Origin of the sequence: Pseudomonas sp. K8, from assembly GCF_014889455.1 — a bacterium.
Classification (GTDB): Bacteria; Pseudomonadota; Gammaproteobacteria; order Pseudomonadales; family Pseudomonadaceae; genus Aquipseudomonas; species Aquipseudomonas veronii.
In genome coordinates this window covers 1-15547 of sequence record NZ_VJWO01000041.1, presented here as the reverse complement: position 1 = coordinate 15547, position 15547 = coordinate 1, and the positions used below count along the sequence as shown (strand labels likewise).

At 53.5% G+C, this 15547-nt stretch carries 15 protein-coding genes and 1 pseudogene; all 16 read left to right on the top strand.

The window, feature by feature from the left end; translation table 11 throughout:
- The first annotated feature begins 6 nt into the window (after positions 1–6).
- On the top strand, positions 7–1119 hold the full coding sequence (hisC, locus tag INT12_RS23025) for a histidinol-phosphate transaminase (protein WP_017848850.1): 1113 nt from the start codon (positions 7–9) through the stop codon (positions 1117–1119).
- Between the two features lie 28 nt (positions 1120–1147).
- Positions 1148–3358 carry a bifunctional prephenate dehydrogenase/3-phosphoshikimate 1-carboxyvinyltransferase gene (locus INT12_RS23020; RefSeq protein WP_264294546.1) on the top strand — a complete coding sequence of 737 codons (2211 nt, stop codon included), beginning with the start codon at positions 1148–1150 and terminating at the stop codon, positions 3356–3358.
- The gene (cmk, locus tag INT12_RS23015) at positions 3355–4044 is read left to right on the top strand and encodes a (d)CMP kinase (RefSeq protein ID WP_017848848.1); all 690 of its coding nucleotides are present in this window, start codon (positions 3355–3357) and stop codon (positions 4042–4044) included. The genes INT12_RS23020 and cmk overlap by 4 nt, the downstream gene beginning before the upstream one ends.
- Positions 4045–4163: 119 nt before the next feature.
- A complete protein-coding gene (gene rpsA / locus INT12_RS23010; protein ID WP_003218806.1) occupies positions 4164–5858 on the top strand; it encodes a 30S ribosomal protein S1 in 1695 nt (564 codons plus the stop codon).
- Positions 5859–6020: 162 nt separating this feature from the next.
- Complete coding sequence (locus tag INT12_RS23005; protein WP_104903667.1) at positions 6021–6305, top strand: hypothetical protein; 285 nt, start codon at positions 6021–6023, stop codon at positions 6303–6305.
- A gap of 131 nt (positions 6306–6436) precedes the next feature.
- The gene (ihfB, locus tag INT12_RS23000) at positions 6437–6733 is read left to right on the top strand and encodes an integration host factor subunit beta (protein ID WP_017848846.1); all 297 of its coding nucleotides are present in this window, start codon (positions 6437–6439) and stop codon (positions 6731–6733) included.
- A 24-nt stretch (positions 6734–6757) separates the two neighbouring features.
- Entirely contained in the window at positions 6758–7000 is a 243-nt protein-coding gene (locus INT12_RS22995; RefSeq protein WP_046384278.1) for a LapA family protein, read from the top strand.
- Between the two features lie 426 nt (positions 7001–7426).
- On the top strand, positions 7427–8773 hold the full coding sequence (locus INT12_RS22990) for a Wzz/FepE/Etk N-terminal domain-containing protein (RefSeq protein ID WP_193040896.1): 1347 nt from the start codon (positions 7427–7429) through the stop codon (positions 8771–8773).
- Positions 8774–9858: 1085 nt separating this feature from the next.
- On the top strand, positions 9859–10929 hold the full coding sequence (gene rfbB, locus INT12_RS22985) for a dTDP-glucose 4,6-dehydratase (protein WP_193041202.1): 1071 nt from the start codon (positions 9859–9861) through the stop codon (positions 10927–10929).
- Between the two features lies 1 nt (position 10930).
- Positions 10931–11824, top strand: a complete 894-nt coding sequence (gene rfbD / locus INT12_RS22980; protein ID WP_193041201.1) for a dTDP-4-dehydrorhamnose reductase — start codon at positions 10931–10933, stop codon at positions 11822–11824.
- Entirely contained in the window at positions 11821–12714 is an 894-nt protein-coding gene (gene rfbA, locus INT12_RS22975; protein WP_102618376.1) for a glucose-1-phosphate thymidylyltransferase RfbA, read from the top strand. The genes rfbD and rfbA overlap by 4 nt, the downstream gene beginning before the upstream one ends.
- Positions 12711–13277 carry a dTDP-4-dehydrorhamnose 3,5-epimerase gene (gene rfbC, locus INT12_RS22970; protein WP_193041238.1) on the top strand — a complete coding sequence of 189 codons (567 nt, stop codon included), beginning with the start codon at positions 12711–12713 and terminating at the stop codon, positions 13275–13277. Before rfbA ends, rfbC begins: the two co-directional genes overlap by 4 nt.
- A complete protein-coding gene (locus tag INT12_RS22965) occupies positions 13274–13678 on the top strand; it encodes a sugar 3,4-ketoisomerase (protein ID WP_193059029.1) in 405 nt (134 codons plus the stop codon). Before rfbC ends, INT12_RS22965 begins: the two co-directional genes overlap by 4 nt.
- The gene (locus tag INT12_RS22960; protein WP_102618373.1) at positions 13671–14135 is read left to right on the top strand and encodes an acyltransferase; all 465 of its coding nucleotides are present in this window, start codon (positions 13671–13673) and stop codon (positions 14133–14135) included. The genes INT12_RS22965 and INT12_RS22960 overlap by 8 nt, the downstream gene beginning before the upstream one ends.
- Positions 14132–15259 carry a DegT/DnrJ/EryC1/StrS family aminotransferase gene (locus tag INT12_RS22955; protein WP_193059028.1) on the top strand — a complete coding sequence of 376 codons (1128 nt, stop codon included), beginning with the start codon at positions 14132–14134 and terminating at the stop codon, positions 15257–15259. Before INT12_RS22960 ends, INT12_RS22955 begins: the two co-directional genes overlap by 4 nt.
- Positions 15256–15547 (top strand): annotated as a pseudogene (locus INT12_RS22950) (oligosaccharide flippase family protein); the annotation flags it as partial. The gene INT12_RS22955 and the pseudogene INT12_RS22950, both read left to right, overlap by 4 nt.

Here is a 15547-nt window from a genome sequence, read left to right as displayed (position 1 = left end):
GTTAACATGAGTGGCAACTTCCTCGCCCTGGCGCAGCCGGGCGTGCAACAACTGTCGCCTTACGTTCCAGGCAAGCCTGTGGACGAGCTGGCGCGTGAGTTGAACCTGGACCCGGCGAAGATCGTCAAGCTGGCCAGTAACGAGAACCCTCTGGGTCCAAGCCCCAAGGTGCTGGCGGCGATTCGTGAAGAACTGGCCGAGCTGACCCGTTATCCGGATGGCAACGGTTTTGCCCTCAAGTCCCTGCTGGCGCAGAAGTGCGGGGTCGAGCTGAATCAGGTGACCCTGGGCAACGGCTCCAACGACATTCTTGAACTGGTCGGTCGTGCCTATCTGGCGCCCGGCCTGAACGCCGTGTTCAGCGAGCATGCGTTTGCGGTCTACCCGATCGTCACCCAGGCCGTCGGTGCCGATGCGCGGGTGATTCCGGCCAAGGACTGGGGTCACGACCTGCCGGCCATGCTGGCGGCGATCGATGCACAGACCCGCGTCGTGTTTATCGCCAACCCGAACAACCCGACCGGCACCTGGTTCGATGCGCAGGCACTGAACGACTTCCTACAGGATGTGCCGGAACATGTGCTGGTGGTGCTGGACGAGGCCTACATCGAGTACGCCGAAGGCAGCGACCTGCCCGACGGCCTGGATTTCCTCGCGGCCTACCCGAACCTGCTGGTCTCGCGCACATTCTCCAAGGCTTATGGCCTGGCGTCGCTGCGCGTCGGCTACGGCCTGTCGACGGCGGTGGTGGCCGATGTGCTCAACCGTGTGCGTCAGCCGTTCAACGTCAACAGCCTCGCCCTGGCGGCGGCCTGCGCAGCGTTGCAGGATGCCGAGTACCTGGAAGAAGGGCGTCGCATCAACGAAAGCGGCATGCTGCAGTTGCAGGCAGGCTTTCGTGAGCTGGGCCTGGGCTGGATTCCGTCCAAGGGCAACTTCATCTGCGTCGATCTCGGCCAAGTGGCGGCCCCGGTGTTCCAGGGCTTGCTGCGCGAAGGCGTGATCGTGCGTCCGGTGGCCAACTACGGCATGCCGAACCACCTGCGCATCACCGTCGGTCTGCCGGCTGAGAACAGCCGCTTCCTGGAGGCGCTGGCCAAGGTTCTGGCCCGTGGTTGATGTCACTGCATTGCAACCTGCTGTGCCTATGATCGGTCGCCTGGTGGTGGTCGGTCTGGGGTTGATCGGTGGTTCCTTCGCCAAGGGCCTGCGCGAGAGCGGGTTGTGTGGCGAAGTGGTCGGCGTGGACCTGGACCCGCAATCGTGCAAGTTGGCGGTTGAGCTGGGTGTCGTCGATCGCTGTGAAACCGACCTGGCGCTCGCATGCCAGGGCGCCGATGTGATCCAGCTCGCCGTGCCGATCCTGGCCATGGAGAAGTTGCTGACGGTGCTGGCCGGCATGGACCTCGGCCAGGCGATCCTCACGGACGTCGGTAGCGCCAAGGGCAATGTGGTGCGTGCGGCGCAGCAGGCCTTTGGCGGCATGCCCGCGCGTTTTGTGCCGGGCCATCCGATTGCCGGTTCCGAGCAGAGCGGGGTGGAAGCGTCCAATGCGCAGTTGTTCCGTCGGCATAAAGTGATTCTGACGCCGCTGGCGCAAACCGATCCGGCGGCCTTGGCCGTGGTCGATCGTCTGTGGCGCGAGCTGGGCGCGGATGTCGAGCATATGCAGGTCGAGCGCCACGACGAAGTGCTGGCGGCGACCAGTCATCTGCCCCATCTGCTGGCGTTCGGATTGGTGGATTCGTTGGCCAAACGCAACGAAAACCTCGAGATTTTCCGCTATGCCGCCGGTGGCTTTCGCGATTTCACGCGGATCGCCGGCAGCGACCCGGTGATGTGGCACGACATCTTCCTCGCCAACCGCGAGGCCGTGTTGCGCACTCTGGACACCTTCCGCAGCGACCTTGACGCCTTGCGCGACGCGGTCGATGCCGGGGATGGCCACCAATTATTGGGCGTGTTTACCCGTGCGCGGGTGGCGCGTGAACATTTCAGCAAGATCCTGGCACGCCGGGCCTACATGGAAACCGCAGTGAACGCCGACGACCTGACTTTCCTCGCCAACCCGGGCGGCCGCTTGAGCGGGCGTATTCGGGTGCCGGGCGACAAGTCGATCTCCCATCGGTCGATCATGCTCGGTTCGTTGGCCGAGGGCGTGACCGAAGTCGAAGGTTTCCTTGAGGGTGAAGATGCCCTGGCGACCTTGCAGGCGTTTCGCGACATGGGCGTGGTGATCGAGGGGCCGCACCACGGGCGCGTGACCATTCATGGTGTCGGGCTTCATGGTTTGAAGCCGGCGCCGGGGCCGATTTATCTCGGTAACTCCGGCACCTCCATGCGTCTGCTGTCCGGTTTGCTCGCCGCACAGGCCTTCGACAGCGTGCTGACCGGTGATGCTTCGTTGTCCAAGCGCCCGATGAACCGCGTGGCCGAGCCGCTGCGGAAGATGGGCGCGGTGATCGAAACCGGGCCGGAAGGGCGCCCACCGCTGACCATCCGTGGCGGCCAGAAGTTGAAAGGCCTGACGTATGTGCTGCCGATGGCCAGTGCGCAGGTTAAATCCTGCCTGCTGCTGGCGGGCCTGTATGCCGAGGGCAAGACGTCCGTCACCGAGCCGGCACCGACCCGTGACCATACCGAGCGCATGCTGCGCGGTTTTGGTTATCCGGTAGAGGTCGTGGGCGCAACGGCAACGGTCGAGTCGGGCCATGCGCTGGTCGCCACCCATATTGAAGTACCGGGGGATATTTCCTCGTCGGCGTTTTTCCTGGTGGCGGCGTCAATCGCCGAAGGCTCCGAACTGTTGCTGGAGCATGTCGGCATCAATCCGACGCGCACCGGGGTGATCGATATCCTGCGGCTGATGGGCGCGGATATCCGCCTGGAAAACCCGCGCGAAGTGGGCGGCGAACCGGTGGCCGACCTGCGGGTGCGGGCGGCTGCGTTGAAAGGGATCGAGATCCCCGAAGCGCTGGTGCCGTTGGCAATCGATGAATTTCCTGTGCTGTTTGTGGCTGCTGCCTGCGCTGAAGGGCGAACCGTCCTGCGCGGTGCTCAAGAATTGCGGGTCAAGGAGTCCGACCGTATCCAGGTCATGGCCGACGGTCTGCTCGCCCTTGGCGTGAAGTGTGAACCCACCCCCGATGGGATTATCATTGACGGTGGCCTGATGGGCGGTGGCGAAGTGCATGCCCATGGCGATCACCGGATCGCCATGGCGTTCAGCGTGGCTTCGCTGCGGGCAACGGCGCCGATTCGTATCCGTGACTGCGCCAATGTTGCTACGTCTTTTCCGAACTTTCTTACACTGTGTGCCCAAGTCGGCATCCGTGTTGCCCAAGAGGCTCAATTGTGAATATCAAAGCACCGGTGATTACCATCGACGGGCCAAGCGGCTCGGGCAAAGGCACGATCGCCGGCATCCTGGCCAAGCGCCTGGGCTGGTGCCTGCTGGATTCCGGCGCGCTGTACCGCCTGCTGGCATTTGCCGCCCGCAACCACGGCGTCGACCTCACCAACGAAGAATCCCTGAAGCTGCTGGCGGCGCACCTTGATGTGCAGTTCGTCGCTGCGACGGAAGGTCATCCCCAGCGCATCATCCTGGAAGGGGACGATGTGACCGATGACCTGCGTAACGAACAAGTCGGTTCCTGGGCCTCCCAGGTTGCCGCGCTGCCGGCCGTGCGTGATGCGCTGCTGCAGCGCCAGCGGGCGTTTCAGGAACCGCCGGGCCTGGTAGCCGATGGCCGCGACATGGGCACGGTGGTATTTCCCGAGGCGCCGCTGAAGATTTTCCTGACCGCCAGTGCCGAGGAGCGGGCGCGTCGCCGCTACTTGCAGTTGAAGGGCAAAGTGGATGGTGTTAGTCTGTCGAGTCTGCTAGATGAGATCCGTGCACGCGACGAGCGTGATACCCAGCGCGCAGTAGCCCCGCTCAAGCCGGCGGCTGATGCCATACAGCTGGATTCCACGGAGTTGTCCATCGAGCAGGTGCTGGAACGCATCTTGAGTGAAATCGCTATTCGCGATATCGCCGGGTGACCAAGAAGTCTGCAGGGGACCAGTCATAGTCCTGCGGTGCTTCTTTTAATTGAAACTAACCCACACCGTCTGGGGCGTGGAGATGGGCGTATTCTTCGCCCTTATCAACAGGAATTAAAATGAGCGAAAGCTTTGCGGAACTCTTTGAAGAAAGCCTAAAAACCCTGAACCTTCAGGCAGGCTCCATCATCACCGGTGTTATCGTTGATATCGATTACCAAGCTCGCTGGGTAACCGTTCACGCTGGTCTGAAGTCTGAAGCACTCATCCCGCTTGAGCAGTTCTACAACGACGCTGGCGATCTGACTATCAATGTCGGTGACGAAGTTCACGTTGCTCTGGACTCGGTTGAAGACGGTTTCGGTGAAACCAAGCTGTCCCGTGAAAAAGCCAAGCGCGCTGAATGCTGGATTGTTCTCGAAGCAGCCTTCGCAGCTGAAGAAGTGGTCAAGGGCGTTATCAACGGTAAGGTTAAAGGCGGCTTCACTGTCGACGTTAACGGCATCCGTGCGTTCCTGCCAGGTTCTTTGGTCGACGTCCGTCCAGTGCGCGACACCACGCACCTGGAAGGCAAGGAACTCGAATTCAAGGTCATCAAGCTCGATCAGAAACGCAACAACGTTGTCGTTTCCCGTCGCAGCGTCCTGGAAGCAGAGAACTCCGCCGAGCGTGAAGCTCTGCTGGAATCCCTGCAGGAAGGCCAACAAGTCAAAGGTATCGTCAAGAACCTCACCGATTACGGCGCATTCGTCGATCTGGGTGGCGTCGATGGCCTGCTGCACATTACCGACATGGCTTGGAAGCGTATCAAGCATCCTTCCGAAATCGTCAACGTTGGCGACGAGATCGATGTCAAGGTTCTGAAATACGATCGCGAACGCAACCGTGTTTCCCTGGGCCTGAAGCAACTGGGTGAAGATCCATGGGTCGCTATCAAAGCCCGTTACCCAGAAAGCACCCGCGTGACCGCGCGTGTTACCAACCTGACCGACTACGGCTGCTTCGCTGAGCTGGAAGAAGGCGTTGAAGGCCTGGTACACGTTTCCGAAATGGACTGGACCAACAAAAACATCCACCCTTCGAAAGTCGTACAAGTCGGCGACGAAGTGGAAGTTATGGTTCTGGACATCGACGAAGAGCGTCGTCGTATCTCCCTGGGCATCAAGCAGTGCAAATCTAACCCATGGGAAGATTTCTCTGGCCAGTTCAACAAGGGCGATAAAATCTCCGGCACCATCAAGTCGATCACCGATTTCGGTATCTTCATTGGTCTGGACGGCGGCATCGACGGCCTGGTTCACCTGTCCGACATCTCCTGGAACGAAGTGGGCGAAGAAGCTGTTCGTCGCTTCAAGAAGGGCGACGAGCTGGACACCGTTATCCTGTCGGTTGACCCAGAGCGCGAGCGCATCTCCCTGGGCATCAAGCAACTGGAAAGCGATCCGTTCTCCGAGTACGTTCAAGAGAACGACAAAGGCGCAATCGTTAAAGGCATCGTGAAAGAAGTTGACGCTAAAGGCGCCATCATCACCCTGGCCGACGATATCGAAGCGACTCTGAAAGCCTCCGAAATCAGCCGTGACCGCGTTGAAGACGCGCGCAACGTTCTGAAAGAAGGCGAAGAAGTAGAAGCCAAGATCATCAGCGTTGACCGCAAGAGCCGCGTAATCCAGCTCTCCATCAAGTCGAAAGACGATGCTGAAGAGAAAGAAGCCATCCAGAGCCTGCGCGACAAGCCAGCTACCTCTGAGCCTTCTGCTGGTCCTACCACTCTGGGCGACCTGCTGCGTGCACAAATGGAAAAACAGAACTGAGTTCTGTCAGACCATAGAAAAAGGGCGACTTCGGTCGCCCTTTTTTGTGCCTGAAATTTGTTGAATCAACAACTTAGAACCACGTAGAGCTGATCGGTGTCAGAACTGATTATAGTCTTTGGATAAGCTATTCCCGTGCTGCTGATTCAGTAAGGATTTTCAATGAACAGGCTCATCTTAGTGTTCGCAATGGCCATGCTTGCAGGTTGCGCCGCCACCAATGCCAAGACTCACGCACGGCATGGCGTCAGTGGCATCGAGATCGACTGCTCAGGCTTGGGCTCCAACTGGGAGAAGTGTGAGAAGCGCGCGGCTCGAGAGTGCAAGATGCAGGGGTACAAGGTCGTCACAAGGTCCAGTGACGCCAAGGACGAGGAAGGGGATTACTTGTTCGGCTGGAACCCGGCAGGCGCCGTTACCCGCACGATGCTGGTGATCTGCAACTGAGCGCGTAAGCGCTTGATAGTGAAGTCGATCTGGCGTGTAGATAAGTTATTGGATGGGCTGTTCAAATTCATCAAGTCATGCTAAAACCTTTGAAGCGCTTTTCCTAGCTGCTTGAAAAAGAAGGGAAAAATATGACGAAGTCGGAGTTGATCGAACGAATTGTCACCCATCAAGGGCTGCTCTCATCCAAGGATGTGGAGCTGGCCATCAAGACCATGCTTGAACAAATGTCCCAATGTCTGGCGACCGGCGATCGGATTGAGATTCGAGGGTTTGGCAGCTTCTCGCTACACTACCGCGCCCCGCGCGTAGGCCGTAACCCTAAGACCGGGCAATCCGTCAGCCTGGACGGCAAGTTCGTGCCTCACTTCAAGCCGGGCAAGGAATTGCGTGATCGAGTGAACGAAGACGAAGAAGAAAACGTCTGAGTGTCTTTAGGGTAGGAGAAGATTATGCGTGGGATTAAGCGCGCCGTGGTGTTGCTGACAGTGCTGGTGGTCGCACTGGTGGTTATAGCGTTTGTGCTCGAAAACCAGCAGGGCGTGTCTCTCTCGTTCCTTGGCCTGGCGACCGGGCAGATGCCGGTGTCGGTGTTCGTGACCGTGGCGTTGATTGTCGGCATGCTGATAGGGCCGTTGTTAGGCATATTGGTGCGCAGTCGGCGTCATAAGTCGACTCCTGCAGGGCGTGCCTAGGGAGCTCTCTCCCGTTCCACAAAAATCACATGCATGCTGAGACAACCACTCGTCAGAAAACTGCCCTAAAATAGCCCGTCAATTTCAGCGCCGCCTTGTAATGATGCGGCCGCCCTCAAGTAAAAAATCCGCGGATTCATTGGGTTTCAGCTCGTAGATTCGGAAAATCCTTTCTGTTTTCACTCTCCTTGGACGTGCTGCATCAGGGCTACCCCTACACCTGTAGGAAAAGCCTACCGCTCATGTCAAGACTTGTAATATGTCAGAGAGATGGCAAAATGAAATCTGTTCTCGATAACAGGCATTTTGTGCGCTCGAAATTTGGCAGAGACGCTGGGTTTTGACGGTCATCTAATTAGAATAAAAAAGACACAATTTGGTCTGCATAACGAGCCCGCAGTTTCTTTTTGAAGGCAGGTTTTTGTTGTGAGTAGTAGTTTCCGTGCCCCCACAGTACGTTCTTCCGGCGAAATAGATCTCGTCGAGCTTTTGAAATCTGTCTGGCATCAAAAAAAGCTACTGCTTCTAGTAACACTGGCAGTTGGCTTGATTGCGGCGTGTTATGCGTTTCTGGCAACTCCACAATACCAGGTCAGTGTGGTGTTGCGTCCTGCGGCCATCAATGATTTGGATGCACTGAATCGCTCTGAGGTTTACCAACTGCCACCGGCCAATGCGCTTCTCAAGATTGGCGCGGCGCTGGAATCTTACGATACTCGCTTAGCTTTCTTTAGGGCCAACCAGAATCTATTCGAAAGGTTTGTTCGTCCGGGAGAGACACTGGAGCAGAGTTTTGAGGCGTTCAATCGCAATTCCATTCATTTGATTTTGCCGGATTCAGATAAAAAATATACACTGAGCAATTATGTCAAGCTTGAAATGACTTATCCAAGAGGTATCGATGGCGTTGCCATTCTGAATGGTTTGGTTGACTACGCCATTGGCCGTGAGCGTGAGCAGATCAGTGCGGATGTGAGTGTAATCGTCCAAAACCGGCTCAATGAACTCAAAGGAAAACTCGATTCGGCGCGCTCGAACTACAACGTTGAGAAAGAAGCCAAAATTGCTTCTCTGCGCGAAGTCGACTCATTAAGGCGTGCGCAGTTACAGGACGAGTTGGCGGCCTTACGTTCGCAATTGAAAGCGTTGCGCAGCGATCGTATTTCTCAACTGAATGAAGCTGTCGGAATCGCCAGAACCTTAGGTATCCAAAAACCGGCTACGCCGTCTTCATTCGGTGATTCTGACAGTGCGGGCGCTGGCAGCTTGATTCGCACCGAAGTAAATAATCAGCAAATCCCTCTTTATTTTATGGGCGTGGAGGCGCTTAAGGCTGAGCTTGCCGCGTTGGGGCAGCGTAGGTCGGATGACTTCACCGATCCTCGCGTCGCCCAGATCGCGAAGGAACTTCAGTTGCTGGCGGCCAACCGCGAAATTGAAGTGCTGAGCGCACGGAAAAATGAGGATGTTTTTCTCGCCGGTGTTCAGCCGTTGCGTGCAGAGATGACCCGTTTGAGGCACTTGAATACTGATATGGCGGACATCAAATTAGTCACTATCGATCAGCAGGCCCTCGAGCCGCTAGCGCCGGCTAACCCAAATCGTCTACTTATCGTGGTGCTTGGTTTGTTTGGAGGGGCTGTATTGGCGGTTTTCATCGCGCTCATCAGGCATATGGTTCTCGTCGGCGGCGCCTCTACCACCGGTAGCACCCCGACCGTGCTCTCTCGTGCGCTTAGCGATGCTAAGTCGATCAGTGGTGCTCAACCTTAGCTGTCCAAAAGTAGCTGAGCGGCGTTGTGTGATTGATCGTACCTGTCTTTATTCGAATGGCTTTTATCGCTCTCGATCCCCAGGGCACCGCTATCTGGCGTGTGCCCGCTTGTCTGTGAAATTTTTGGTAAGTCTGAGTATTGAATCTAAGCCCGCAGCCATAAGCGACGCTGAACCTTTCGGCTTTCGAATTGGTTTTAACGCGGCTATGCAGCTCTGAAAAAGATTTGTATATGTGGTAAAAACTTGCCGCGGACCCTCCCAGCTCGGGAGGGCGCAGGTGTTAGGATTGATTGCTTTTATCGAGTGGTATCATCCAAAAGCTGAAGAAGGTCGCGCAGGGCGGTGGTCCATTGTCGTGTTGCGCGCTCATTTGACGCGAAACTGTTTCATAGCGGCATGATCCAGCTAGGAAGAGTCGCTGTATCAAACGAATATGATGTGCCAGTCCGTGGCTTGCTGGAAAGGCATGAATGTTGGTGTGGATTTTTTCGGCTGATTAACTGATTGAGGGTGGTTCGTGATAGGTCATGGCATTTCGGTGTCGTGTTTGAACCAACGTTACGCGTTGAGCTCTACCAAGAGCTCGAGCTGCGAACGGAATTCCGAAATGTATCGAATCAAAAAAGAGAACGATATTTTTTGTGTGAAAGAACACGTCGAGATCGATGCTTAAAACGGCTATTGTACTTAGTTTGACGCACGTGAGGCGATTCGATGACCGTCCTGTCGAATTTATAGATGCTTATAAATCCGTCGATCGGCATAAGCAGCGTGAGTAGGTGATATAGGCCAACGGCTCTGAAAGGCGCGGTCTACGAATTAATCATTAATTGAGAGCAAAAAAGCCTTTTTTATGCGCGTGCATTTTTTGAGCCTCAGGCAAAGGCGTAAAAAATGGTGTGTACTTCAGACCTTCCAAAGGGGGACCGCGTTAACGACCAAGCGAGGCCAGATGAGGCTGATCGCGAAAAGCCATCATGATAAGGTGCTTCCCCCTAGTTCATAATTTTTCCAGAGTCAAATGCGAAAGCTTTAATGACGAATGAGCGCTTCTAGCGCTGTTTGAGTTTAAGGAGAGTGTTTTGAAAATATTAGTGACCGGTGGCGCTGGTTTCATTGGTTCGGCAGTTGTCCGCCATATCATCGCCAATACCAAGGATTCGGTGGTCAATCTCGATAAACTGACCTATGCTGGCAACCTAGAGTCACTGGGAGAAATCGCCACGAGTAGCCGATATAGCTTTGAGCGCGTTGATATTTGCGATGCCGACCAACTCAAGCGAGTGTTTGAAAAGCATCAGCCGGATGCAGTCATGCACCTTGCTGCAGAATCCCATGTGGACCGCTCGATCAGTGGCCCATCGGATTTTATTCAGACTAATATCGTCGGTACCTACACTCTCCTTGAAGCGGTACGTCATTACTGGATGGGTCTGAATCCTGACGCCAAACAGCGCTTTCGTTTCCATCATATCTCCACTGATGAGGTATATGGTGACCTTGATGGTCCGGAAGACCTGTTTACCGAGCAGACGCCTTACCAGCCCAGCTCTCCTTATTCGGCCAGCAAAGCAGGTTCCGACCACTTGGTTCGGGCGTGGGCTCGAACCTATGGTTTACCGGCAATCATAACGAACTGCTCGAATAACTACGGTCCGTGCCACTTCCCTGAAAAGCTGATACCCCTGGTCATCTTGAATGCACTCGAAGGCAAGCCCCTGCCTATTTATGGCAAGGGTGATCAGGTTCGTGACTGGTTGTACGTGGAAGACCATGCCCGCGCTCTTTATAAAGTGGTGACTGAGGGCGAAATCGGCGAGGCCTACAATATTGGCGGTCACAACGAGAAGAAGAATCTCGAAGTGGTACACACCGTGTGCGCCCTGTTGGATGAGCTTTGCCCTGAGTCGTCTCATCGTCCGCACGCGCAGCTGATTACTTACGTTCAGGATCGTCCAGGACACGACCGGCGCTATGCGATCGACGCAAGCAAAATTCAGCGTGAGCTGGGCTGGAAGCCCGAGGAGACATTCGATTCGGGTATTCGCAAAACGGTTGAGTGGTATCTGCACAATCAAGCTTGGGTAGAGAACGTGAAAAGCGGTAACTACCAGCAATGGATCGAAAAAAACTATACCGAGCGTAAAGCCTGACATGAAAGTTTTGCTGCTAGGTAAAAATGGCCAGGTGGGTTGGGAGCTTCAACGTTCCCTTGCGACGTTGGGCACTGTCGTCGCGCTTGATCGCAACGTGAGCAATAGTCTGTACGGCGACCTTGCCAGTGACCAGTCCTTGCGCGCCACCATCCAGCAAATAGCTCCGGACATAATCGTCAATGCAGCCGCTTATACTGCTGTGGACAAGGCTGAGTCCGATAAAGATCTTGCGTTGCAAATCAATGCGACGGCGGTGGCGGCAATCGCTGAAGAGGCGAACAAGCTCGGGTGCTGGTTTGTGCATTTTTCCACGGATTATGTATTTGACGGCGAAGGCGACACGCCATGGCAGGAGAACGACGCGGTCTCTCCAGTCAATTATTACGGCACTACGAAACTGATGGGCGAGCAAGCCATTGCAGCCTCAGGCTGCATGTACCTGATTTTTCGTACAAGCTGGGTTTACGGTGTAAAAGGCAATAATTTTGCCAAGACGATGCTGCGCCTTGCTGTGGATCGCGAAGAACTTAACGTCATTGCGGACCAGATTGGCGCGCCTACTGGCGCGGATCTTATCGCCGATGTATGCGCAGTTGCTGTCAGGAAGGCACTGATAGATCCATCTGTAGCTGGGGTTTATCATTTGGCGGCCGGAGGGTTTACCTCTTGGCACGAGTACGCCCAGGTGGTCATCGATTACGGCAAATCTATGGCACTGCCGATGCAGGTAAAGGTTGTAAACCCTATTCCAACATCGCGGTTCCCAACGCCTGCCCGTCGACCATTGAATTCACGGCTCAATACCGAGAAACTGCGTCAGACTTTTTCCATCCACCTGCCTGAATGGCGCGGTGGTGTGACTCGGATGTTAAAGGAAGTTTTAGAGAAATGACGGTTATTAAACGCAAAGGCATTATCCTGGCAGGCGGTTCCGGTACGCGCCTGCACCCCTTGACGTTGGGCGTGTCCAAACAGATGTTGCCCATCTTTGACAAGCCGATGATTTTTTACCCGCTGTCCGTTCTGATGCTAGCTGGCATGCGTGAAATCCTGATTATTTCTACTCCAGAAGACCTGCCGTGCTTCAAAAAATTGCTGGGCGACGGTAGCCAATACGGTATCGAACTCACCTATGCAGAACAGCCGAGCCCGGACGGATTGGCACAAGCTTTCATCATCGGCGAAGAGTTTATTGGTAATAATCCTTGCTGTCTGATTCTGGGCGACAACATTTTCTATGGCCAGCATTTCTCCGATAATCTTCGCTCTGCGATGTCTCAAAGTTCCGGCGCGACAGTGTTTGGTTATCATGTTTCGGACCCTGAGCGTTTTGGGGTGGTTGAATTTGACCACAGCGGCCGCGCGCTCAGCATCGAGGAAAAGCCAGCACTGCCTAAGTCAAACTATGCAGTTACAGGTTTGTATTTCTACGATAACCGTGTTGTTGAAATTGCAAAGAACATCAAGCCTTCACCGCGTGGTGAGCTCGAGATTACAGATGTAAACAAGGCTTACCTGGACGACAAATCATTAACGGTGGAAATGTTAGGTCGAGGCTTCGCCTGGCTTGACACAGGTACTCACGAGTCGTTGCTTGAAGCGAGCCACTTCGTTCATACCATCGAACACCGTCAGGGGCTTAAAGTAGCTTGCCTTGAAGAAATCGCCTTCAGCAGCGGTTGGATCTCGCCAGAGCAACTTAGTGAACAAGCTGAGAAACTCAAAAAAACAGGGTACGGGCAGTACCTGCAGAAGCTACTTAAAGAGGCTTGTGATAAATGAAATTGATCCAAACCTCGATTCCGGACGTCGTGATAATTGAACCTGGTGTTCACACTGATGAACGCGGCTGGTTCATGGAAAGTTTCAATCAAGCGAAATTTGATGCGGCTCTGAAGAATCTCGGCCTGTCTGCCCCGAATGTGTTCGTACAAGATAATCACTCTTATTCCGCTAAAGGGGTTTTACGTGGACTTCATTTTCAACGTGCGCCACACGCACAAGGAAAATTGGTCCGCGTTGTAAGGGGAGCGGTTTTTGATGTTGCAGTTGATATCCGCCCCGGTTCACCAACCTATCTGCAATGGGTTGGCGTTGAATTAAACACAGTTAACAATCTAATGCTGTGGATTCCTGAAGGCTTTGCTCACGGATTCGTTGCGTTAGAAGATGATACGCACTTCCTTTATAAGACCACTGATTACTACGATAAAGAGTCTGAGGGAGCGCTTCATTGGAATGATCCGCGACTTTCTATCGAATGGCCAGGAGCTGAAGATTACATTGTCAGTGCTAAAGACGATGAAGCCCTCGGTGTCGAAAGCTTATCGGTAGCTGTAGAATGAGTTTGATAAATTTTTTAGATATCAAGAAATTGGGTGATGATCGTGGCCACCTTATTGTGCTTGAGAATAACAAAAATATCCCATTCGCTATAAGGCGTGTCTATTATTTGGCCGATACGCAAATCGGTGTGCCTCGTGGGTTTCACGCTCATAAGGAACTCACCCAAGTCGCTGTCTGTGTTTCAGGACGTTGCCTGATGAAAATGGACGATGGGGTAAATAAAGAAGAAGTTTGGTTGGATTCATCTGAAAAAGCTATTTTCATTGATAAAATGATTTGGCACGAAATGCATGAGTTTAGCGTGGATTGTGTATTGTTAGTGTTAGCCAGTGATTATTACGACGAACAGGACTATATTCGGAATTACGACGCATTTTTGGAGCTGACAAAGCATGCCTAAAATTCATCCACTCGCCGATGTGAAAAGCACAAGCATCGGAAAAGACACTCGGGTGTGGCAGTTTGCAGTGATTTTTGACGGTGCGGTCATTGGTGAAAACTGCAACGTTTGTGCGCATACGCTGATAGAAAACGGTGTATCGGTAGGCAACAATGTAACGATAAAGTCGGGCGTATTTCTCTGGGAAGGAACGGTAGTTGCTGATGGCGTGTTCATCGGACCCAACGCCACATTTACGAATGACGCTTTGCCCCGTTCCAAAGTTTACCCGGAGATTTTTTCAGGGATTACTATCAAGCGAGGTGCCAGCATCGGTGCCAACGCGACGATCTTGCCAGGAGTGACTATTGGCGAGTACGCGATGGTAGGTGCGGGCGCTGTAGTCGTTTCCGATATTCCTGATCATGCAGTCGTTGTTGGTAATCCAGCTAAAGTTATTAGGTACTTAGCCAAATGATAAATTTTCTCGATTTGAAGTCAATCAATCACATGTGCCGCCAGGAACTGATTGACGCGTGTACCCGAGTCATCGATTCCGGTTGGTATATAGGCGGAAGCGAACTGCAGCAGTTTGAACAGAGCTATGCTGAGTATTGCGGAGCGAAGCATTGTATTGGCGTTGCAAACGGGCTTGACGCTCTGGTACTGGTCATCCGGGCATGGAAAGAGCTGGGCTACTTGAGCGAAGGGGATGAGATTCTTGTTCCTTCAAATACCTATATCGCGAGTATTCTCGCTATATCAGAGAATGGACTTGTACCTGTTCTAGTAGAGCCGGACCCTGCGACGTTCAATATGTGCCCCCTTAAGGCAGAAGACGCTATTACTAGCAGAACCAAAGCGATTCTGCCCGTGCATTTATATGGCCGTCTTGCGGACATGTCGGCCATCATGAGACTCGCTGAACGTTCTGGCTTACTCGTGCTGGAAGATTCTGCTCAATCTCACGGGGCGAGCGCGGATGGAAGGAAGGCCGGTAATTGGGGTCATGCTTCCGGTTTCAGCTTCTATCCTGGAAAGAATCTTGGTGCGCTTGGCGATGCAGGTGCAATTACTACAAATGATGAAGTGCTAGCGTCGACGCTAAGGGCTTTACGTAATTACGGCTCTCACGAAAAATACAAAAATTTGTACCGTGGGATGAATAGCCGCCTAGATGAGATTCAGGCGGCTTGTTTGTCCGTAAAGTTAAAGTATCTTGATCAGCAAACATCTCATAGAAGAAAAATTGCTGACGTTTACTCAACGGGTATTGTCAATTCTCAGATTACATTGCCGGTGGGGGCGGCATTCGATTGCCTAAATGATTTAAGCCATGTATGGCACGTATATACAGTTCTTTGTAAAGATAGAGACGCCCTACAAAGGCATCTGCACGCTAATAATATACAAACTTTAATTCATTATCCTATCCCGCCTCATCAACAGCCCGCATACTCAGAGCTGGCAATGCGCTCATTTCCAATATCCGAGCAAATTCATCGCCAAATATTGAGCCTACCAATGGGACCAGACTTGGAGCTTGATCAGGCAGATGCGGTTGTGGCTGCTTGCAACAGTTTTCAGTCAGACATAATATGAATCTTGTAAAGACTAGTCTATTAAATGGTCTTGCTGTAGGCATCAAAATGTTGACCTTGTTGGGACTTAACAAGGTTCTCGCTATTTACGTGGGGCCGGCTGGGTACGCTGCAATTGGGCAATTTCAAAATGCATTGCAGTTGATCACAACCTTCACAGGGGGCGCGATTAGTAATGGAGTTATAAAATATACAGCAGAGTATCACGAAAGCCCGACGCAACAGTTGAAACTCTGGAAAACTGCCGGCGCCATAACAGTGTTCGGTAGCGTACTTGTTGCCATACTAG

What these genes read in the sequence shown, in the direction of transcription:
- INT12_RS23020 (WP_264294546.1), top strand. Translation starts at nt 1,148, where the DNA reads ATGATCGGTCGCCTGGTGGTGGTCGGTCTGGGGTTGATCGGTGGTTCC.
- INT12_RS22995 (WP_046384278.1), top strand. Translation starts at nt 6,758, where the DNA reads ATGCGTGGGATTAAGCGCGCCGTGGTGTTGCTGACAGTGCTGGTGGTC.
- rfbC (WP_193041238.1), top strand. Translation starts at nt 12,711, where the DNA reads ATGAAATTGATCCAAACCTCGATTCCGGACGTCGTGATAATTGAACCT.
- INT12_RS22965 (WP_193059029.1), top strand. Translation starts at nt 13,274, where the DNA reads ATGAGTTTGATAAATTTTTTAGATATCAAGAAATTGGGTGATGATCGT.
- INT12_RS23005 (WP_104903667.1), top strand. Translation starts at nt 6,021, where the DNA reads ATGAACAGGCTCATCTTAGTGTTCGCAATGGCCATGCTTGCAGGTTGC.
- INT12_RS22960 (WP_102618373.1), top strand. Translation starts at nt 13,671, where the DNA reads ATGCCTAAAATTCATCCACTCGCCGATGTGAAAAGCACAAGCATCGGA.
- ihfB (WP_017848846.1), top strand. Translation starts at nt 6,437, where the DNA reads ATGACGAAGTCGGAGTTGATCGAACGAATTGTCACCCATCAAGGGCTG.
- hisC (WP_017848850.1), top strand. Translation starts at nt 7, where the DNA reads ATGAGTGGCAACTTCCTCGCCCTGGCGCAGCCGGGCGTGCAACAACTG.
- rpsA (WP_003218806.1), top strand. Translation starts at nt 4,164, where the DNA reads ATGAGCGAAAGCTTTGCGGAACTCTTTGAAGAAAGCCTAAAAACCCTG.
- INT12_RS22955 (WP_193059028.1), top strand. Translation starts at nt 14,132, where the DNA reads ATGATAAATTTTCTCGATTTGAAGTCAATCAATCACATGTGCCGCCAG.
- rfbD (WP_193041201.1), top strand. Translation starts at nt 10,931, where the DNA reads ATGAAAGTTTTGCTGCTAGGTAAAAATGGCCAGGTGGGTTGGGAGCTT.
- rfbA (WP_102618376.1), top strand. Translation starts at nt 11,821, where the DNA reads ATGACGGTTATTAAACGCAAAGGCATTATCCTGGCAGGCGGTTCCGGT.